Source organism: Paenibacillus sp. FSL L8-0435 (assembly GCF_037965655.1).
GTDB lineage: Bacteria > Bacillota > Bacilli > Paenibacillales > Paenibacillaceae > Paenibacillus.
Genome location: NZ_CP150185.1, coordinates 2,419,544 through 2,439,653, shown reverse-complemented (window position 1 = coordinate 2,439,653; position 20,110 = coordinate 2,419,544). Strand labels below are relative to the sequence as shown.

The 20,110-nt window shown below is 45.2% G+C and carries 21 protein-coding genes; all 21 read right to left on the bottom strand.

From position 1 onward, the window contains the following. Positions 1 to 94: 94 nt before the first annotated feature. Complete coding sequence (locus tag NST33_RS11140; protein ID WP_221824161.1) at positions 95 to 1,234, bottom strand: 1-deoxy-D-xylulose-5-phosphate reductoisomerase; 1,140 nt, start codon at positions 1,232 to 1,234, stop codon at positions 95 to 97. Positions 1,235 to 1,303: 69 nt separating this feature from the next. Then, positions 1,304 to 2,098 carry a phosphatidate cytidylyltransferase gene (locus NST33_RS11135; protein WP_339307905.1) on the bottom strand — a complete coding sequence of 265 codons (795 nt, stop codon included), beginning with the start codon at positions 2,096 to 2,098 and terminating at the stop codon, positions 1,304 to 1,306. 16 nt (positions 2,099 to 2,114) lie between these two features. Beyond that, positions 2,115 to 2,882, bottom strand: a complete 768-nt coding sequence (locus tag NST33_RS11130) for an isoprenyl transferase (protein ID WP_017689151.1) — start codon at positions 2,880 to 2,882, stop codon at positions 2,115 to 2,117. A gap of 89 nt (positions 2,883 to 2,971) precedes the next feature. Continuing rightward, a complete protein-coding gene (gene frr / locus NST33_RS11125; protein WP_017689152.1) occupies positions 2,972 to 3,526 on the bottom strand; it encodes a ribosome recycling factor in 555 nt (184 codons plus the stop codon). After that, positions 3,526 to 4,254 (bottom strand): UMP kinase, encoded by a 729-nt coding sequence (gene pyrH, locus NST33_RS11120; protein ID WP_076208883.1) that lies wholly within the window; start codon positions 4,252 to 4,254, stop codon positions 3,526 to 3,528. The genes frr and pyrH overlap by 1 nt, the downstream gene beginning before the upstream one ends. Before the next feature lie 232 nt (positions 4,255 to 4,486). After that, positions 4,487 to 5,137: a translation elongation factor Ts gene (gene tsf / locus NST33_RS11115; protein ID WP_036609326.1), complete on the bottom strand. Its 651-nt coding sequence runs from the start codon at positions 5,135 to 5,137 to the stop codon at positions 4,487 to 4,489. 115 nt (positions 5,138 to 5,252) lie between these two features. Beyond that, positions 5,253 to 5,951 carry a 30S ribosomal protein S2 gene (rpsB, locus tag NST33_RS11110; RefSeq protein ID WP_017689155.1) on the bottom strand — a complete coding sequence of 233 codons (699 nt, stop codon included), beginning with the start codon at positions 5,949 to 5,951 and terminating at the stop codon, positions 5,253 to 5,255. Positions 5,952 to 6,247: 296 nt separating this feature from the next. Beyond that, positions 6,248 to 6,874 carry a hypothetical protein gene (locus tag NST33_RS11105; RefSeq protein WP_221824165.1) on the bottom strand — a complete coding sequence of 209 codons (627 nt, stop codon included), beginning with the start codon at positions 6,872 to 6,874 and terminating at the stop codon, positions 6,248 to 6,250. Positions 6,875 to 6,877: 3 nt separating this feature from the next. Beyond that, positions 6,878 to 7,462 carry a hypothetical protein gene (locus NST33_RS11100; protein ID WP_339307902.1) on the bottom strand — a complete coding sequence of 195 codons (585 nt, stop codon included), beginning with the start codon at positions 7,460 to 7,462 and terminating at the stop codon, positions 6,878 to 6,880. A 65-nt stretch (positions 7,463 to 7,527) separates the two neighbouring features. After that, entirely contained in the window at positions 7,528 to 7,842 is a 315-nt protein-coding gene (locus NST33_RS11095) for a hypothetical protein (protein ID WP_076208886.1), read from the bottom strand. A gap of 52 nt (positions 7,843 to 7,894) precedes the next feature. Further along, positions 7,895 to 9,304: a FapA family protein gene (locus tag NST33_RS11090; RefSeq protein ID WP_221824169.1), complete on the bottom strand. Its 1,410-nt coding sequence runs from the start codon at positions 9,302 to 9,304 to the stop codon at positions 7,895 to 7,897. A 62-nt stretch (positions 9,305 to 9,366) separates the two neighbouring features. Beyond that, positions 9,367 to 10,155, bottom strand: coding sequence for a FliA/WhiG family RNA polymerase sigma factor (locus NST33_RS11085; RefSeq protein WP_017689160.1), 789 nt, complete (start codon positions 10,153 to 10,155; stop codon positions 9,367 to 9,369). A gap of 15 nt (positions 10,156 to 10,170) precedes the next feature. Beyond that, complete coding sequence (locus NST33_RS11080) at positions 10,171 to 10,614, bottom strand: hypothetical protein (RefSeq protein ID WP_076208888.1); 444 nt, start codon at positions 10,612 to 10,614, stop codon at positions 10,171 to 10,173. Between the two features lie 4 nt (positions 10,615 to 10,618). Next, positions 10,619 to 11,116: a chemotaxis protein CheD gene (locus NST33_RS11075; RefSeq protein WP_017689162.1), complete on the bottom strand. Its 498-nt coding sequence runs from the start codon at positions 11,114 to 11,116 to the stop codon at positions 10,619 to 10,621. After that, a complete protein-coding gene (locus NST33_RS11070) occupies positions 11,109 to 11,729 on the bottom strand; it encodes a chemotaxis protein CheC (protein ID WP_091034987.1) in 621 nt (206 codons plus the stop codon). Before NST33_RS11070 ends, NST33_RS11075 begins: the two co-directional genes overlap by 8 nt. A gap of 10 nt (positions 11,730 to 11,739) precedes the next feature. After that, entirely contained in the window at positions 11,740 to 12,201 is a 462-nt protein-coding gene (locus NST33_RS11065) for a chemotaxis protein CheW (RefSeq protein WP_036609340.1), read from the bottom strand. 41 nt (positions 12,202 to 12,242) lie between these two features. Beyond that, positions 12,243 to 14,315 (bottom strand): chemotaxis protein CheA, encoded by a 2,073-nt coding sequence (locus tag NST33_RS11060; protein WP_221824171.1) that lies wholly within the window; start codon positions 14,313 to 14,315, stop codon positions 12,243 to 12,245. 32 nt (positions 14,316 to 14,347) lie between these two features. Then, positions 14,348 to 15,790, bottom strand: a complete 1,443-nt coding sequence (locus NST33_RS11055; protein WP_221824173.1) for a chemotaxis protein CheB — start codon at positions 15,788 to 15,790, stop codon at positions 14,348 to 14,350. Positions 15,791 to 15,822: 32 nt separating this feature from the next. Further along, entirely contained in the window at positions 15,823 to 16,710 is an 888-nt protein-coding gene (locus NST33_RS11050) for a MinD/ParA family protein (protein WP_076208891.1), read from the bottom strand. Then, complete coding sequence (flhF, locus tag NST33_RS11045) at positions 16,707 to 18,059, bottom strand: flagellar biosynthesis protein FlhF (RefSeq protein ID WP_221824175.1); 1,353 nt, start codon at positions 18,057 to 18,059, stop codon at positions 16,707 to 16,709. The genes NST33_RS11050 and flhF overlap by 4 nt, the downstream gene beginning before the upstream one ends. Continuing rightward, the gene (flhA, locus tag NST33_RS11040; RefSeq protein ID WP_091017288.1) at positions 18,056 to 20,089 is read right to left on the bottom strand and encodes a flagellar biosynthesis protein FlhA; all 2,034 of its coding nucleotides are present in this window, start codon (positions 20,087 to 20,089) and stop codon (positions 18,056 to 18,058) included. Before flhA ends, flhF begins: the two co-directional genes overlap by 4 nt. Positions 20,090 to 20,110 lie beyond the last annotated feature (21 nt).

The following is a 20,110-nucleotide window of genomic DNA, read 5'->3' as shown; positions in this document are numbered from 1 at the left end:
ACGGCACATACCGCAGTCTGTCCCTCTAGATTATCATTATTCTCTGATGCCGCACAAGAGAATCACTTCTTCCAATTTGTTATGAAAAAAGAGATTACAGACTGGCCGCAAGCTTACGGCTCTCCTGATCACAACGCGCGATCTCCTGCAGATCAGGCTCGTCCACATTGTGGTGTGCTTCCAGCACAGAAGCAATAATATCTTCTATTTTAAGGAATGAAATCTCTTTACGCAAGAAACGGGCTACAGCAACCTCGTTGGCTGCATTAAACGCCGTTGTTGCGGTTCCTCCCATTTTACCACACTCATACGCCATTCTTAAACACGGAAACCGTTCCATATCCATCTCACGGAAATGTAATTTTCCAGCTTGAGCAAGAGACAGACGCTGTGCTGGTGATGGCAAGCGGTCAGGGTAAGTCAGTGCATATTGAATGGGAACTCGCATGTCCGGATTCCCCAGTTGTGCGATGATGCTGGTGTCATCAAATTCCACATAGGAATGAATAACACTCTCTGGGTGAAGCAATACATTAATCTGATCATATCGAAGACCAAATAACCAATGTGCTTCAATGACCTCGAGACCCTTGTTAACCATCGTTGCCGAGTCTATCGTAATTTTGGACCCCATTGACCAATTCGGATGTTTAAGCGCATCCTCAATAGTCACGCTCTTCAACTGTTCACGTGTAAGATCCCGGAATGATCCGCCTGATGCGGTGAGCGTAATGCCTGCCAAGCGTTCTCTGTTTTCACCATTCAAGCATTGGTATATCGCAGAGTGCTCACTATCGATGGGTAGCAAAGAGATTCCTTTGGCAGCCGCTCTTGTAGTAACAATATGCCCCGCCGTAACCAATGTCTCCTTGTTGGCCAGCCCGATCTGTTTGCCTGCGTCTATGGCAGCAAGCGTTGACTCCAATCCAACACTCCCCACCACCGCTGTAACAACCGTATGCGCATCGGTTCCTGCCGCAACTTCTACGAGTCCCTCAGTGCCATAAAACAGTTGCGTTCCTGCCGGCAAATGTGGAGCTACCTTCTCCGCCAATTCTTTGGACCCCACCGATACTTTCTTCGGCCGGTAACGTTTGGTTTGTTCGATCAGCAGGTCTGTATTGCCTCCGGCAGCCAGTCCCTCCACTTGAAAGAGTTCTGGATGCATGTCAACTACATCCAGTGTCTGGGTTCCAATGGAACCGGTTGACCCGAGAATCGCAATTTTTTTCATGCTGCACCTCATCTTTAATTATCAATGCCTACAACGAACAATGCTGTTATCTCAGACTCATGTTCTTCTTTAGTAGGGCAATAGCATTAGTATATGTACGAATGGAAAAACAACAATCCAGCTGTCGCACCGATCAAGAATGCCTCCATGCCCTGGGAGAAGACTGCCTGAATCCTTGATATTATATACACGTTTGTATGCAGACTGGATCAAGTCACCCATCTGACCTACAACTGCACAGGCAATTCCGATCACAATCGCTCTCTGCCAGGAAAGCAAACCATCTGATACTAATGCAAAAATAACAGAAGTAACAATTGCAATCACGATGCCACCCAGTGCACCCTCCACGGTTTTGTTTGGACTGATGGAAGGCCACAGTTTGTTTTTACCAATGAGTTTCCCTACAAAATAAGCTCCTGCATCACTGGCCCATATGGAACCCAGCAACAGGAACGTCCAGAACAATCCATGATGCAGATGTCTGGATTCTGCAATGTAATAGAAACCGATCCCTATATACAACACGCCGAGGAAAAGCATCGCCACTGTATTCACGGGAAGCTTATTTTTGGTGACAACCGAAGCTGTCATCAGCACAAGCATTACTATCCAGATGACCTGAAATAAGGATAACGGTCTTGCCTCCCAAAGCATTTCCCAAGGAAACACAATGGCAAAAACACCAGCATATCCAATCAGGGCCACACCTGAAAAAGGCATCACCCCGGTCATTTTAACATATTCATAATAACCGATGAGAGCCATAAGCAATACCAAACCATGGTACCAGGGTCCGCCCAGCATGCAAAAACCTAAAAACAACACACCTGCTATGATTCCTGTCGTTAATCGCTGTTTCAACGGCTTCATCCTCCATCTATTTCAAACCGCCGTAACGCCTTGTTCTGCGCTGATATTCGGCTACTGCTTCAAGCAAATGCTTTTTGCCAAATTCGGGCCAGTATATATCCGTAAACCATAATTCACTATATGCAAGCTGCCAGAGCATAAAGTTGCTTAATCTCAACTCTCCGCTCGTCCGGATCAGCAGATCCGGATCGGGCATGTCAACCGTCAGCATATGTCTATCAATGAGTTCAGGTGTTATGTCCTCTGCCGATAGTTCCCCCGATTTCACCTGCAGAGCGATCTGTTTAACACAGTCCGTCATTTCACGACGACTTCCATAGTTCATTGCAAAGTTCAAAACGAGACCTGTATTATGTTCCGTAAGACGAATGGCTTCCCGCAAGGCATTAATGGTATGAGAAGGTAAATGTTCCTCTTGACCCATCATGCGAATGCGCACATTTTTTTCTATAAGTTCATCCAGCTCTATGGCTAGAAATTCTTGCGGAAGTCGCATCAGAAAATCCACTTCTTCTTTTGGACGCGTCCAGTTTTCTGTCGAAAAAGCGTACATCGTCAGATATTTGATGCCCAGTTCATCCGCCGCGATGGTCGCACGTTTGACCGCCTTCATGCCATTTTGGTGCCCCGCTATACGCGGGAGTCCCAAACGTTTGGCCCATCGTCCATTGCCGTCCATGATGATGGCGACGTGCTGCGGGATATTGTCCTCGGATATAGTCAGCGTTTCCTGCTTGTCAGCCCCATTCCACCACGACCGAACCCGTTTGATCATTCCTGTTCCTCCAAAATCCCTGAAGTTTCTTTATCTGAAGCTTGGAAAAAGAGACAAAACCCCACCGTATTGGAGGGGCTGCGCTTGTCTTACACTTCCATGATTTCTTTTTCTTTGGCAGCGAGTACCTTATCGACTTCAGCAATAAACTTGTCGGTCGATTTTTGGATATCATCTTGATGTCTCCGGGATTCATCCTCGGAAATATCTGACTTTTCCATTTTCTTGATGTCATCATTCGCATCACGGCGAATGTTACGAATCGCTACTTTACCTTCTTCACCGAATTTCTTCGTCAGCTTAACAAGTTCCGCTCTACGTTCTTCCGTCAATGCCGGAATAGACAAACGGATCATGCTACCATCATTGGCTGGAGTAAGACCCAGATCCGATTTCATGATGGCACGCTCGATGTCACCCATGGAGGATTTGTCCCAAGGCTGAATCATCAGTGTACGGGAATCCGGAGTACTGATATTAGCGAGTTGATTCAATGGCGTCATTGCTCCATAATACTCTACCTGGATTCGGTCCAGAAGAGCTGGAGTTGCACGGCCTGCACGCAAAGTAGCCAGGTCACGACGCAATGCTTGAATTGCTTTTTCCATACGCTCTTCGGCATGTTGTTTAACCGCTTGTGGCATTAATCTACACTCCCTTTAACGATTGTTCCGATACGTTCGCCCAGAACAACACGTTTGATGTTACCTTGTTCCGTAATGGCAAATACGATCAACGGGATGTTGTTGTCCTTACAAAGCGAGGATGCCGTTGAATCCATTACACCAAGGTCTTTGTTAAGAATATCCATGTAAGTCAACTGATCAAATTTCACAGCTGTACTGTCCTTAAACGGATCTGCTGAGTATACACCATCAACTTTATTTTTGGCCATCAAGATAACTTCTGCTTCAATCTCCGCTGCGCGCAGTGCTGCTGTTGTATCCGTGGAAAAGAACGGGTTACCTGTACCTGCTGCAAAAATAACGACCCGGCCTTTCTCCAGATGGCGAATAGCTCTACGACGAATATAAGGCTCTGCAATCTGTTGCATTGCAATAGATGTCTGTACACGCGTAGGCACTTCAATCTGTTCCAAAGCATCCTGCAGTGCCAGCGAGTTCATCACTGTCGCCAGCATACCCATATAATCGGCAGTTGCACGATCGATGCCTTTTTCGCTACCGGCAATTCCACGCCAGATGTTTCCGCCGCCACAAACAATAGCAACCTGTACACCAAGTGCAACAACCTCTTTTACCTGTTGGGCAATCGACGAGATCGTATCTGCATCAATACCGTAGCCGTTTTGACCGGAAAGAGACTCTCCGCTGACCTTTAAGACTACACGTTTAAATACTGGCTGTTCCAATTATTCACCCTCCACTTTGAATTGAACACGCTTGGTGTTCAACCAACAAAACTTCTCGCGCATGGCCTCCTGCTTAAAAAGAAAGGAACACAGTTGTGTTCCGCTCTTTTAGGAAAAACGTTTAACCGGTAAGGCACTGTTTTTCTGAGATATAAGGGAGTTTACGCTTCGAAGTTTCATCATTCTTATATCTTCGAAAATCAATTTTGCTCGCCGGTTTATAGAAACCGTCTTATTTGTTTACTTGGGACATTACTTCTTCTACGAAGTTGTCTACTTTTTTCTCAAGACCTTCACCCAGTTCGTAACGAACGAAACGACGGATGGAGATGTTTTCACCAATTTGGCTGATTTTTTCGTTCAACAATTGAGAAATCGTTTTGTCTGGATCTTTTACGAAAGTTTGTTCCAGCAGGCAGTACTCTTCGTAGTATTTACCGATACGGCCTTCAACCATTTTTTCAATGATTTTCTCTGGTTTGCCTTCATTAAGAGCTTGAGCTTTCAGGATTTCTTTTTCTTTTTCCAGCTCATCTGCAGGAACTTCTTCGCGTGTAACGAATTTAGGATTAGCTGCAGCGATTTGCATAGCTACATCTTTAACGAAATCCTTAAATTGATCCGTTTTACCAACGAAGTCAGTTTCACAGTTAACTTCAACCAAGACACCAATGCGTCCACCAGCGTGGATGTAAGATTCTACAACGCCTTCAGTGGCTGCACGGCCTGCTTTGCTTGCTGCTGCAGAGAGACCTTTCTCACGCAACAATTCAGCTGCTTTTGTTACATCACCATTTGCTTCTTCCAGTGCTTTTTTACAATCGAGCATACCAGCGCCCGTTCTTTCGCGAAGTTCTTTTACCGCACTCGCATTAACTGCCATTATAAATTCCCTCCAACATTAAGTATTGTACGTACACTCTAAAAAAAGGGCAGTGAGAGGTTATCCACCTGCCAACCACCCTTTTCATTTAGTTTATAACATATGTTCGAATCTATTAAGCGGAAGTTTCTTCGCCTTGGTTAGCTTCGATTACTGCATCAGCCATTTTACCTGTCAGCAATTTAACAGCGCGGATCGCGTCGTCATTACCTGGGATAACATAATCGATCTCGTCCGGATCGCAGTTAGTATCAACGATACCTACAATTGGGATACCCAATTTGCGAGCTTCCGCAACAGCGATACGCTCTTTGCGTGGATCGATGATGAACAGGGCGCTTGGCAGGCCTTTCATATTTTTAATACCGCCCAAGAATTTCTCCAGACGATCTTTTTCTTTGCGAAGCAAGATAACTTCTTTTTTAGGCAATACAGCGAATGTACCGTCTTCTTCCCAAGCTTCCAACTGTTTCAAACGATCAATACGTTTTTGAATTGTTTGGAAGTTAGTCAGGGTACCGCCAAGCCAGCGTTGGTTAATGTAGAATTGACCAGCACGTTCAGCTTCTTCTTTAACGGAATCTTGAGCTTGTTTCTTAGTACCCACGAAAAGAATTTTACCATTCTCTCCTGCGATTCCTTTAACGAAGTTGTAAGCCTCTTCGACTTTCTTCACCGTCTTTTGCAAGTCGATGATATAAATTCCGTTTCTTTCAGTGAAGATATAACGATCCATTTTTGGGTTCCAACGACGAGTCTGGTGACCGAAGTGTACCCCAGCTTCGAGAAGCTGCTTCATGGAGATTACTGCCATCTTCACACACCTCCTAATATGGTTTTTATTGTGTCCTCCGCCGGCATCATTTTTCGCCAAGACTCTCCATAAGGAAAGCACCCTCAACAAAATTAGCACATGCGTGTGTTTTAACACCGTTATCTAATATAGCATAATTGACTGTCCGATGCAACAGTCTTTAAAGCTAAAATCTACTTTTCGTTTTTTGCTAGTATCGAATCATTTTAAACTTGATATGTAACTCAGGCGCTAATTATTATCAAGCTTTGAAAATGCACCGTTTAATACGCAAAAACCGTCCTGTCCGAGCATGCTCAGTTTGACGGTTCTTTCGTAATTTTTGCGATAATGGATTTGAAACTTTCGCCTTTTTCAAGCGCATAGGTACCCACTTGGATTTTCGTATTGATTCGCTCAGCTTTGCCAGCCTTGATGAACGCTTGAGCATCATCTACGATTCCCGCGGTTTTTAGGTTTGCTGCAACGATCGCCAGACTATTGCCTGAGCGTACCTTGAATGATACTGTTGCGCCTTTCGGATTGCTCGGCGTTACAGGTTCTGTTGTCTTCGGCTCAGTTATCTCTTTTTGCCCTTCACCTTCACTTGCAGCAGGCTCTTGTGGCTTCTCAGGCTCTGCGGGTGTTTCCGTAGAGGTTACTGTCTCCGGCGGTGTTGCTGTTTCCCCTTGCAACTCACTGCTTTCTTGCTTTTTCTTCTCTACCCACTCAGCTTCTGTGAACAATCCCTCTTCAGAACCAACCACCTTCATATCCAGGCTTTTTGCGACTGTTTCAAGCTGTTCTTTGGTCATATTGGCGGTCTGCTCAGGGTCCAGATTACTATCCGATAATGCATTTTGTCCAACTGTGGCCAGTTGTAGCAAAACCGCACCAATAATCAAGCCGCTCCCTATACCAATCCATAAGGATCGCTTGTCCATGACTTAGCTTTCCTCCCGTTCTGCCAGTTGCAGTATTAACTGTACCTCACCACGCTGAATGCCTGTCTGCTTGGATATGGCATCCATCGACTTACCCTCAGCATGTAGATTAAAGAGTTCTGCATATCGATCTTTAATCGACTCACTCCCAGGCAAAGATTCGACTTCACTGGTCTGTTCGTCTGCTTCTAACGCCTGCTGGGCCGCCTCTGCTTGTACACTTTTCACGAGCGCTTGTGCTTGCAAACCTTCGGAAAATGGTACGGATACATTACCGGAGTGTGGAACAGGTGCAGCGACAGGTTCGTTCTTTTTGCTCTGTTCCAGCTGATCCAACCGCTGCTGTAATTCCTGAAGTTGCAATTGCATACGTTGATCGGCTGCTGTCGCTTCTCCCTTCATTTCAGCTACACGTTGAATAAGAGCATCATTATCATTTTCGATCTCGGTCATGTAGTGTTCAAGCGTAGATTCCATCTCCTGCACCAGTTGATGCCCAGGCTCTTGCGCCTTGTTTTTCCGAGGCATAATACAAGCATAGGCGATGGCGCAGGCCCCTAATATGACAATAATGATCCATGGTGACAAATTGGGTTCTCTCCTTCTGATTCAACCATCGGTGCGCAAGATTCCATATCCATAACAACCATTTATTATAAAGACAGATCTATGTGTTTTCCCTTGTACGGGTGCTCTGCAGGTTTGACAGTTTCTTGAGCCTGAGCAGACTCCTGTCCATCGGAACCACTCTGCTGATCCCCATCATGGTTATGACCATCACGCACCGAAGTCTGTGAAGTTTCGTCCATTGCTTCACTTCGTTGCCTTGCTTCATTTGCTTCTTTCGATGTTTGCTCTGCCAAAAGATTCTGATCCGTAATCGGTCGCTGCTGGGCTTCACTTTGATAACGTCCCGCTTCACTTGTTCGTGGTACCGCAATCTGCAACTCCACTGCTTTGAAACTCATACGCTCACCTCACGGTTTCGAATGGATTTCTTCCTGTGCCTGAATGCTGTACTTAAACGTATGGAACCATCGTAATATCACCATCGTGATAATAAAATGAAATTCGACTCACTGGATCTTTAATAAATTTCGTGTATCTGCCGATAACTATTTTAGAGCCTCCATAAATCATCTTCAGAATATCAACACGAGCCTTACTTGTATCTTCAAGTGCCTTTTCAATTTCAAAGATACGCGTTTTCGTTTCTTCACTTATACGAAGAGCAGATTTCTGCGTAGCATTCAGCTTGATTCGCATCGACATCTTATCTGGAGTGAGTTGTCCAGCGGCAGCTAATTGATCCAGCAACGTCAAAGCTTTCTTCGTTTTATCCAAGGAATCCATCTGCTCTCTGACTTCCTTGCGCAAATCATTGAGTTCGTTACGTAGCTTTGGTAGCACACCAACTTCAATGGAAGTGACCGTGGACATGCTGTTGCCTACAACACGCGCTGAGACGTTCTGACCAGCCTGGATGGAGCCACCTACGATTAGACCTTTGGTGCCCGCACAGATGACACCATGGCCAGCACGAATATTGGAATGCATAATACTTTGGGAAACCAGAACATCTTCACCGGCATCTACGTTACCTTCTTGAATGAAAGTACATTTAACATTATGGCCTGCTTGTACCAGTCCTTTGTTATAACCAATAATACCACCGGTAATTTCGATTGAGCCGCCTGCTTCCAGTTCAGCTCCTTCGACACCTCCGACAACACGAATGTCACCTGCTGCTTTTACTTTAAATCCGGTAAGTACATTGCCTCGTATGACAACTGTGCCTACAAAGTCGATATTACCGTTATTGTAGTCAACGTCACCATTGACTTCATAGACCGGAAACACATTCAGTTTGTTACCGTCCGTTTTGGTAACCAGCCCATCCAGTGCAGCATACATCGCAGAACCATCCGGGTTAATCACAACGTTTTTCCCAACTTTAAACCGAGCTTCTTTTCCCGGACGATAAGGAATTTCCTCACCTGTTACTGCCCTGCCTGGTATGCCATCGCTAGGAGCGATCCGCTCTGCAATGATCTGACCACTACGGACATTGTTTAACCGGGTCACTTCTTTGTAATCGACGGTTCCATCTTCCGATTCCAATGGTCGTCGTTCATTCGTATCGTCCATTCCAACCAGAACCTTGATGAAGCCATCTGTTCCTTGAATGGGAGCGACACCCTCTGCAATCTTGTATTTATCTTTCAAGTAGGTTTCAGGGTTGCTCACAAAAAGTAATAATGCCTCTCGCGATACACCTTGTTTGATGCCCTTGTTCGCCACAAATTGTTCAAGTTCATCGATCGTGCAGGCAAAGCCTTCTTCCTCTTTGGAAAATTCAAGGTAGGCTGTGCATTTGTCGTCCGATAAAACAATGTTTAAACATTGTTCCAAAGCAGTCCGCTGTGTCACTGCAATTCTTCCCCCTTTTAGACTTTCCACTCCCCAAACTCCAATGATATTACTTCTCTCTATTAATCTTTACGCATCAACAAATCTTTCTGTTTGTCCAACGTGCCGCGTAATCGTAATATTGCCTTGGAATGTAACTGGGATATACGAGACGGAGAAAGAGACATAACCTCAGCAATTTCACTAAGAGAAAGATCTTCGTAATACAAGAGTGAAACAACCGTTCTCTCTTTTACCGTCAACTTGTCAAGCCCTTGCACCAAAGCTTCCTTCAAATAAAACTCATTCACTTTATAATCCGGGTTTTTGGCTTTCTCATCCACCATCAAAGACAGACGAGTCTCAGACTCTTCCTCACGAATTGGGTCCTCCAGCGAGCAAAGTGACATGACTGCCACTTCCTGAAGCATATGTTGAAAATCTTTAGTGGACACGTCCAGGTACTCGCTCATTTCCTCATCACTAACAGACCTGAGATAACTTTGTTCCAGCTGTTGGTAGGCGTCTTCAATTCGCTTGGCCTTCTCCCGCACAGAACGCGGAACCCAATCACCTTGACGCAGACCGTCAAGAATGGCTCCGCGGACCCTCCATGATGCATAAGTTTCAAATTGCAGACCACGTTCATAGTCGAACTTCTCCAATGCATCAATTAACCCCATAACGCCATTGCTCTCCAGGTCATCCTTGGGAACATTTTTGGGCAAACCAACAGCCAGTCGACCGGATACATAATTTACAATATGAAGATACTTTTCAATCAACGTTTTCTTGGCTTCAAGATCTCCATGTTCTTTCCACTTTTCCCACAGATCAGAATGGTTCAAATGTGAAGCTTTACGCTCGTTCAATTGCTTTCACCCTCCTTATTTGTCTGTCAGGTGACGAACGGCCTGCGCCAATTCCTCCGGATCCTTGGTCCGGACAAGTTTAGGCGGATCCAAAGGGGCGAATCCCGTTGGAGCTTTCGTCTCAGATGGCGGAAGATCGTCCCCAGATGAAGCGTTCTGTCCACTCTTGAGCAAATCATTCAGCTCTTGTCCATCGTCTTCGATTTTAATGTCCACCTGTGAACCTCTTTGATCTTGAGCATTTGGTGAATCATAACCATACCCATTTCCCTCGATCTGAGGGTTCAGCAGCAATCCCAATCCCCAGCGTAAACCATATGCAAGGACAAACCAGGCTACGAATCCGATCAATCCGCGAATTAAACTGGTCATCAGCACATTGCTGCTGTATGCTACAAAAAAAGTAAGAATAAACCCAACGATGCCTGCTCCAAGATTAATGCGGTAGTTTCCTATCATAGTCTTATAATTCCTTTACACCCATTTGTACACTTCGAATAGTCAAAAGTCCAGTTTCACAGTCCATCTCAATCGTTCGTCCATAATTCCCACCCGTATCTTCTGCTAGAAGAGGGATATTGAGTTTTTGAAGCCACTCTCGACAAGAATCTGCATTCCTTGGTCCAATGCGCATTGTATCTCCTGCGCCAGCAAAGGCAAACATCTGAGAGCCCCCGGCCATTTTAGACACAATACGTGAGTGAGAAGCGCCTAGTTTTATCATCTTTTCCAAAAGCTCAGGCAACGCCGTATCCGCATATTTCGCAGTGTTCAGTTTCCCTTCACGGGCGATCTCTGAAGTAGGAAGCATGACATGCGCCATTCCAGCCAGCTTCAAATGTGGGTCATACATTGTTAATCCCACACACGAGCCCAAGCCCGTCGTACGGATTACACCAGGAAGATGAGCGATGTTTAAATCCGCCATACCGACTTTAACGACGCTTTTGTCCTCAATCATGGCTCAGTGGCACCCCTAGCGATTCAAATATCTTTGCAAAGGATGGTGGATCCGGAATGAGGAAAAACTGACCCTCAACTTGATCTTCACCTTCAAAGAAAGATGTGTCAATCAACAATGCAGCGTCACCCATCTCGCCAAATTGCAGCAAGCCATAACTTAGAATGGCACCCGCCATGTCGATGGCAAGTCCAGGAACAGTTGGATACATAGACAACTTCGTGAAATCTGCCAAAGAAGAAAGATAGGATCCAGCCAAAATATTTCCAATTTCGGAAAGCGCTGATTGTTCCATATCTGTAAAAGCGAGTCCTTCTTTTAGATCAAACCCGGCAAGTCTATTCAACAACATTTTAGCAGCCTCTGGTGTCATCATAAAGAAAAGATTTCCCGGTGCTTCGCCTTCTACACGAAGAAACACGGTAACCACGATGCGTTCATCTCCGCCCACTTTTTCGGCAACTTCTTCAAAAGGGAGCATTTGTACTGTAGGTACACCCATGTCAATCGGTCTGTTGAGGAGTTGAGACAACGCCGTTGCGGCGTTGCCTGCTCCAATGTTACCGACCTCTTTGAGCACATCCATCTGGAATACCTCAAATCGGTTGAACATCTCCACGGTACTAGCCCTCAACACTTTCCAGCTGTACAATCTCGCTTTTATTTAATACTTCGTTTAGGTTGAGCATAATCAACAAGCGTGAATCCTCCAATTTAGCAACACCTCGCAGGTATCTTGCTTTGACGCCGCCAACCACTTCTGGTGGGCTATCGATTGCACTGCTCTTGATATCAATAACATCATTGGCAGAATCTACGATAAAGCCAACTTGCATGTCGTCTACACCTACGATAACAATACGAGTCTGATCCGTGTATTCCGTTTCCGGAAGGGAGAAACGACCGCGTAGATCAATGACCGGAATTACAACACCGCGTAGATTAATAACTCCTTTTACAAAGGAAAGTGTCTTGGGAACACGGGTAATTGGCATCATGCGCTCAATCGTCTGAACCTTATCTACCTCAATACCATACTCTTCGGAACCCAATTTAAAGACGATGACTTTCAACTCTTCTTCCATGTAAAAAACCTCCCTATTAAATGTAAGACTTAGCTCTATGCTTATTTAATAAATGCATTAGGATCAAGAATCAGGGCTACTTGTCCATCTCCGAGAATGGTTGCTCCAGAGATTCCTTCAATAGCAGGAAGATAGGTTCCCATTGATTTGAGAACAATCTCACTCTGTCCAATAAATTCTTCAACAGCTACGGCTGCAAGACGGTCGCCTTTGCGAATCACGACAATTTCTGTTTCCGGCTCATCAGCGTCATTGAAATCCGGTACGGAGAAAACTTCGCTCAAGGACAAGTACGGAATCAGTGACTCACGGAACGTGATCATTTTATTGCCGTGAATATTACGAACTTGCTCACGTTGTACAATGGCCGTCTCTACAATGGAGGACAACGGAACAGCGTATTTCTCTGAACCAAGTCGTACAAGCATTGCAGCAATAATGGATAGAGTCAATGGAAGCTGAACAGAGAAGTTCGTGCCTTTGCCTGGAGTTGAATGAATGGTTACATTACCGCCAAGCGAAGTGATCTTCGATTTTACTACATCCAAGCCAACGCCACGGCCAGAGATATCCGAGATAATATCAGCAGTACTAAAACCAGGTGCGAACAACAGTTGATTTACTTCATCGTCACTCATCTTGGCACCTTGTTCTTCGGTTACAACACCACGTTTGATCGCGGTTTTCAAAAGCTTGTCGCGATAGATACCTTTACCATCATCTTCAATCTCGATAAATACGTGATTCCCACTGTGGAAGGCACGCAGGTTTACTGTTCCCATCTCTGGTTTACCTGCAGCTACACGCTCTGCAATGGATTCCACACCATGGTCAACCGCGTTACGCAGTAAATGCACAAGCGGATCACCAATCTCATCAATTACCGTACGATCCAGTTCCGTCTCAGCACCTGTAATCACCAGATCGATTTTTTTATCAAGTGTCTTAGCCAGATCACGGATCATGCGCGGGAATCGATTAAATACAGTATCTACCGGAACCATCCGCAATTTCAGTACAATATTTTGCAAATCTGTGCTAACTCGACTTAAATGAGCTACTGTATCGGATAAATCATTGTTGCCTGTTTCACTGGCCAGTTGCTCCAGACGTGAACGGTCAATCAACAATTCGCTGAACAGGTTCATCAATACGTCGAGACGTTCAATATCCACACGAATGGTACGTGAAGGTGCAGCAGCTTGCTTCGGTGCAGCTGTTTTAGCTGGTACCGTTGTGGCTTCTTCTTTCGGTACAGAATTCTTATCCGGCGAAGCAACCTCAGCTACAGCTGTTGGTGCGGGTGGCGCTTCAACTGTAGCTGCTACCTGATTGGCCATCTGCTGAAGAGTCTCCTGATCCAGTTGAATGAGCTTCGCACTTTCAATTTCAGAGATACTCATGATGCCTTCTTCCAGTTCGTGCGCCTCTTTAGTTGTTATGTAATACAACGAGAAACTGCGCTCAAACTTCTCCTGCTCAATATCCTGAACGGATGGGTAAGCCTTAACGACTTCACCTGAACGTTCCAGCATATCAAAGACCATATAAGCCCGTACACCTTTTAACTGGCTATGCTCGCTAACAAGCACATCCACGTAGAACACACGATGACCTTCGGCGATCGACTGATCCAGCACTGAATATTGGAATTCATCCAGCTCCACAGCCGAAGAAATTGAAGCGTTAGCTGGCTTGTTTGTTTCTGTAGCAGGTCCGTCTCCGTTTGTCATTTCACCATTTTCAATGGCCTGAAGTGAAGCTACGATTGCCGACACATCTGCTTTACCTTGTCCACCTTCGGTAATATCCTGAACCATGGTTTCCAAAGCGTCCAGACTCTTGAACATGGTATCAAAAATGTAATCCTGCATTTTCAACTTCTCATTACGAACCAGATCCAACACATTTTCCATTTTATGTGTCAGTGATGCCAAATCTTCAAAGCCCATAGTTGCTGCCATACCCTTCAAGGTATGAGCAGAGCGGAATATAACCTGAACTATGCCCAGGTCTTCCGGATTGCCTTCGAGTTGAAGCATGTTTTCGTTAAGCGATTGCAGATGATCATTAGACTCATCAATAAACATGGATAAATATTGGTTCATGTCCATTGTGAGGCACCTCCTCCGTGAGTTACACTCCGTTATTTCACTGCTTGAACAAGTTTAGACGCAATCTCCTGCAATGGCAGAAGATGACGAACGCATTGCAGCTCTACAGCAGAACGCGGCATACCATATACAACACATGTTTCTTCATTCTCGGCAAAGGTTGATGTAACTCCAGCTTCGTATAATCTCTTCATCATACGTGCTCCATCACTTCCCATTCCCGTGAGCAAAACAAGATGCCTTTGTAAAGATGTAAACGGCAGAAGTGACTCAAACATCGTATCCACTGAAGGTCTATGGCCATTCACTGGTTGATCTTCAGTCAGCTTCACGATAAACTTCCCGTCTGCTGTTTTGTTAACTTTCACATGGAATCCGCCGGGTGCTATATAGGCAGTTCCTTTTTTCAGAACCATGCCCTCTTCAGCTTCAACCACATGCAGTGGACTGAATGTATTTAATCGTTGAGCCAGAGAACGTGTGAAGTTGGGCGGCATATGCTGCACAATAATAACCGGTGCAGGCAAATCAGCAGGCAACTGCTCAAGCAATGTTTTGAGAGCCCTCGGTCCACCCGTAGAACAACCTATTGCCACAAGTTTGTTGAATGGTCCTTCCAGCCCCCCTCCACCTTTGGGGACAGGATTAGGCTTGATTACATCCTTGGCTTTTGCAGAGGCAGAAGTTGCCGCTATTTGATCGGCTGCCACTCTAGCTGCATTAGGTAGTCGAACTTCCTTTGGAGTCTGTACCGTATTAGCTGACCTCACTGCTTTTTCTGCCTTCGTCCCCAGATTACGCTCAGCCTTCGGCAAAGGCTCTGATTTGTTCTCTACGCGACTTGGTTTTGAAGGTGACAATGGTTCAATTGTTTTCTTTGACTTGGCCTGAAAAGCTTCAGTCCGCTCTCGAAGAGAGTGTTGACTCGTCTGGACAGGTTCGATCGTTTTTTTCACAGGTTCCGCTCGATCCCTAGCCGGCAGTTCTTTCTGCACTGGCTGAGTTGGGGGAGCAACTGCTCCTCGCAACATGTCTCTATTTTTCATGGATAACTCACGATCAGCTTTTCTTTTGATCTCATTCATCGCAGCACGCATGCGCTCAACCAAGGCTTTACCGACTTGAGCAATATCCTGGTCATGTGAAATAGATGGTTTGCGAATGAAGTCAAATGCCCCGGCTTCAAGCGCCATAATGGTTTCTTTCATACCTTGTTCATTGATACCAGAGAGCATAATCACAGGAACGAAAGATTCCTTCATAATTGATTTTAAAGCATCCAACCCATTCATTTCGGGCATCTCAACGTCCATTGTAATAATATCTGGTTTCAATTCTAGTGATTTTTGAATCGCTTCTCTACCGTTTGATGCCGTTGCCGTAACCTTGAATTCCGGATCCGCTTGGATCAAATCCGTAACAATCTTACGCATAAAAGCGGAATCATCGACAACCAATACTTGATACACCGCCATGTTGTGTCACCCCTGTTTCCTTTATTCAGAAATCATGTTGTTCGTTTAAGCCACTTATTCATAAATCCCCTGATTCCTGTCAAGGTTCCGGATCCCGGAGTTGCAGGTACAGCCAGATAACGAAGAGCAAGTTTCTCTATATCTTTGGAGGCTTTGGCATTGGGATAAGCCAGACTATAGGGCATTTGCCTTTTAACCGCCTTGACTACCTGGGCGTCTTCTGAAATATACCCAAGTAGCGGAATATCCGTCTGCAAAAACCGCCTCGCCACTCCAGCTATTTTATCTGCCACCCGTTCCGCTTCTCGTTCGTCTTCCACCCGGTTAACGATCATCCGAAAGGGCGTAGCATTTTCCTGGCCGTGCATAACTTTGACTAAAGCATAAGCATCGGTTATTGAAGTCGGTTCAGGTGTAGTTATAATCAGGCATTCATCAGCAGCACCGATGAACTTCATATTCTCTCTGGAGAGTCCTGCCCCAGTGTCAAAGATGACATAATCCATTTCCTGGGCAATATCCTCGACTTGACTGGCGAAAAACTCCAGATCACGATCAGACAATGAGAACAACTCTTTCATGCCTGATCCCCCAGCAATGTAAGGCAAGCCACTGGCACCCAGTTGTATGATTTCCCTTATGGATTTATGTCGGTACAACAGGTGGTAAAGATTATAGGAAGAAGACGTACCCATAAGAACATCAATATTAGCCATTCCAATATCAGCATCAAATACAAGTACCTTTTGCCCCAAAGCCTGCAATGCCAAGGCAAAGTTCAGTGTGAAATTGGATTTACCAACACCTCCCTTACCACTGGCCACAGTAATGATTTTCGAGGATCGAATATCTCGCTCAATGCCTTCCAATTCCAATGGCGCGGAGACCATACTTCGAAGTGCAGCTGCCTGATCCTTCATTGTGACCATTCTCCCAGCAACTGTTTGGACAACGAATCTGCATCCGGCTTCAACAAATCGTCCGGAACATTTTGTCCATTTGCCACATATGCGAGCTTGAGTGGAAAACGGTGTAACAAGTTAAATAACGGACCGCAACTCCCAGTCTCATCCATTTTGGTGAAAATCACCTTATCTAGACCATATTTACTGAAATGTTCCGTAATCTGAACCATATCAGCACTTTTGGAAGTCATACTCATGACCAGAAAGGTTTCGCTATTCTCTACAGGAGCAAGCAAACTTTGCAATTCCGAAACAAGTAATTCATTTCTGTAGTTTCTACCCGCTGTATCCATAAAAATCAAATCACAATTCTCTAATCGAGAAATGGCACGTTGTGTATCACCGGGTGATTGTACCACCTCAAGTGGAACATTCAGTATAGATGCATATGTTCTAAGCTGTTCTACCGCCGAGATCCGATACGTATCTGATGTAATGAATCCAACTTTACGCTGTTTTTTGAACATTTGTTCAGCAGCCAATTTTGCAATTGTCGTTGTTTTCCCTACACCGGTTGGTCCAGCTACATAGACGATTCGCGTGGTAGGAAGAATGCCTTCTTCAATACGTTGCTCCAAAAAGTGCATAACCTCAAGCTTCACTATTTGCTCTACATCCTGTTCTTTCAATCCATCCTCAGACCATTTTGCTTGAATTGAATCAAACCAGGATTCCCATACTTCAGGCCAAACATCTTGTTCTGTCAAACGTTCTCGGATCGTATGCAGTTCCTCTGGCACAGGATCCGCAGAAGTACCTTGCTTTGAAAGCCTGGTTACCATCTGTTTAAGATCCTGCAATTCAGTCATCAACTTATCCTGCTGCAGGTCTGAACCTGTTGGCTTCGGACCAGTTGCTGAACCCGAAAAATCCGCCCCTTGCGGTCGCGGTTTATGATCCGTGCTCGAAGAACCAGAGCCGCTGTCTATGTCTGAACCGATATTACGCGATTCAAACACAGACGGCGCAGCCGCAGATTGGTCCTGTGCACTTTGATCACCTGTACTCATTGTCGCCGACTCATCAGAAGCCGCAACAAACGAACGAGCTGTTTGCCGATAAGCCTCAGGTACAAATGCACGAGGTACAGGTGTGAATTGATTTTGTACTGGCTTTGTTGTTTGCTTGTTTTCTTCCTTATCCACTGCAGCTACAACTTCGATCCGTTTTTTGCGAAACATTCCCATTACACCGCCCACCTTAATCTCTTTGGTGGACAGAATAACGGCATCACTTCCCAGGTCTTTGCGAATTTGAAGCATAGCTTCGGGCATGGTCTCAACAACGTATTGTTTTACTCTCATAAGTTCACCACCCCGATACTTTGAATTTCAACATTCGGCTCCAACTCGCTGTAGGAAAGCACAGGAATGTCCTGCATAGTACGTTCAATAACCTGACGCAGATACATCCGAATGGTTGGAGAAGTTAATACAACAGGTTGCTGACCTGATTGAATCAAACGGTTCACTTGTTCACTGAGCTTCTGATATACACTTTGTGTAGATACAGGGTCCAGCGCAAGATAACTGCCTTGATCCGATTGTTGCACACTTTCAGCAATTTTCTTCTCAAGACCAGGTCCAACCGTGATCACTCGAAGTGTCTCACCTTTTTGAGAGAACTGCTGAGTAATCTGACGTGAGAGGGATTGTCTGACGTATTCAGTCAGCACATCAGGATCCTTCGTATACGTACCATAGTCCGCCAGTGTCTCGAAGATGGTAACCATATCCCGAATAGATATTTTCTCACGCAATAACTTGGCAAGAACTTTCTGTACATCACCAATGGAAAGTAGCGAAGGGATCAGTTCATCCACAAGGGCAGAATAGTTCTCTCTGAGATTATCCACAAGTGCTTTTGTCTCTTGTCTTCCAAGTAACTCATGCGCATGTTTCTTGATCAGTTCAGTCAGATGTGTAGCCACAACGGAAGGCGGATCAACGACCGTATATCCTGCAAGTTCAGCTCTGTCTTTGGTTACTTCATCAATCCATAGTGCCGGAAGTCCAAAAGCAGGCTCCGTCGTTTCAATACCTGTCACAGACTCCTCATCATAGCCAGGACTCATGGCAAGGTAATGATTCAGCAACAGTTCTCCTCCGCCTACCACATTACCCTTAATTTTGATAACATACTCATTGGGTCTAAGCTGGATATTATCTCGAATCCGTATGACCGGTACGACCAACCCCAGTTCAAGAGCACACTGCCTCCGAATCATAATGATCCGATCCAATAAGTCCCCACCCTGCTGATTATCAGCAAGCGGGATTAAACCATAACCAAATTCAAACTCAATAGGGTCCACCTGAAGCAGGTTAATTACACTTTCAGGACTTCTAACCTCTTCAATCTGCTGTTCTTCTTCCAACTGTTCTTCCGCTACTTGTTTCAAATTCAGATTATTCTGCATACGCCACGCGGCATATGCCAACACACCTGCCAACGGAAGCGTAGTAATAACATGAATGGGTGTGAAGAAACCGAGCATGGCGATAACGAAAGCTACGATATAAATAAGTATTGGATATGTAAACAGTTGCCCTGTAATATCATCTGCCAGGTTTCCTTCGGATGACGCTCTGGTGACGATAAGTCCTGCTGCTGTAGAAATAAGCAGAGCAGGGATTTGGCTTACCAATCCATCTCCGATCGTCAGTACAGAGTACGTTGACATTGCATCTGCAAAAGCCATCCCATGCACAGTCATACCGATTATAAATCCACCAATGAGATTGATCAGGAGGATGATAATACTTGCAATTGCGTCACCTTTTACGAATTTACTTGCTCCATCCATCGCTCCATAGAAATCGGCTTCACGTTCAATTTTGGAACGACGCTCACGAGCTTGTTGCTCGTTGATCAGACCCGCATTCAGATCCGCATCAATACTCATTTGTTTACCAGGCATCGCATCGAGGGTGAATCGGGCAGCAACTTCAGCTACGCGCTCAGACCCCTTTGTAATAACGATAAACTGAACGACAACGAGGATCAAAAACACGATAAATCCAATCGCAATTTGCCCACCAGCAATCCAGCTACCAAAGGTAGCAACTACAGCTCCGGCATCCCCATCACCAAGGATTAGCTTGGTTGTCGAAATGTTCAGTGCCAGTCGGAATAGTGTAGTGATCAACAGCAAAGCTGGAAAAATAGAAAACTGCAACGCTTCTTTGCTGTTCATGGCAACAAGGAGTATCATCAGAGCAATTGAAATATTCACGACCAGCAACAAGTCCAACAGCCAGGGCGGGATCGGGAGAATCATCATCAACACAATGCCAATGATACCCGCAAGGACAGCTATATCTTTAATCTTCAATGAATGTACGGCCTCCGATCC

Bases quoted from the DNA above. Each gene is read 5' to 3' on its own strand.
- NST33_RS11140 (WP_221824161.1), bottom strand. From the start codon at position 1,234: ATGAAAAAAATTGCGATTCTCGGGTCAACCGGTTCCATTGGAACCCAG.
- NST33_RS11130 (WP_017689151.1), bottom strand. From the start codon at position 2,882: ATGATCAAACGGGTTCGGTCGTGGTGGAATGGGGCTGACAAGCAGGAA.
- frr (WP_017689152.1), bottom strand. From the start codon at position 3,526: ATGCCACAAGCGGTTAAACAACATGCCGAAGAGCGTATGGAAAAAGCA.
- tsf (WP_036609326.1), bottom strand. From the start codon at position 5,137: ATGGCAGTTAATGCGAGTGCGGTAAAAGAACTTCGCGAAAGAACGGGC.
- rpsB (WP_017689155.1), bottom strand. From the start codon at position 5,951: ATGGCAGTAATCTCCATGAAGCAGCTTCTCGAAGCTGGGGTACACTTC.
- NST33_RS11105 (WP_221824165.1), bottom strand. From the start codon at position 6,874: ATGGACAAGCGATCCTTATGGATTGGTATAGGGAGCGGCTTGATTATT.
- NST33_RS11095 (WP_076208886.1), bottom strand. From the start codon at position 7,842: ATGAGTTTCAAAGCAGTGGAGTTGCAGATTGCGGTACCACGAACAAGT.
- NST33_RS11080 (WP_076208888.1), bottom strand. From the start codon at position 10,614: ATGATAGGAAACTACCGCATTAATCTTGGAGCAGGCATCGTTGGGTTT.
- NST33_RS11075 (WP_017689162.1), bottom strand. From the start codon at position 11,116: ATGATTGAGGACAAAAGCGTCGTTAAAGTCGGTATGGCGGATTTAAAC.
- NST33_RS11070 (WP_091034987.1), bottom strand. From the start codon at position 11,729: ATGTTCAACCGATTTGAGGTATTCCAGATGGATGTGCTCAAAGAGGTC.
- NST33_RS11065 (WP_036609340.1), bottom strand. From the start codon at position 12,201: ATGGAAGAAGAGTTGAAAGTCATCGTCTTTAAATTGGGTTCCGAAGAG.
- NST33_RS11060 (WP_221824171.1), bottom strand. From the start codon at position 14,315: ATGGACATGAACCAATATTTATCCATGTTTATTGATGAGTCTAATGAT.
- NST33_RS11055 (WP_221824173.1), bottom strand. From the start codon at position 15,790: ATGGCGGTGTATCAAGTATTGGTTGTCGATGATTCCGCTTTTATGCGT.
- NST33_RS11050 (WP_076208891.1), bottom strand. From the start codon at position 16,710: ATGAAGGATCAGGCAGCTGCACTTCGAAGTATGGTCTCCGCGCCATTG.
- flhF (WP_221824175.1), bottom strand. From the start codon at position 18,059: ATGAGAGTAAAACAATACGTTGTTGAGACCATGCCCGAAGCTATGCTT.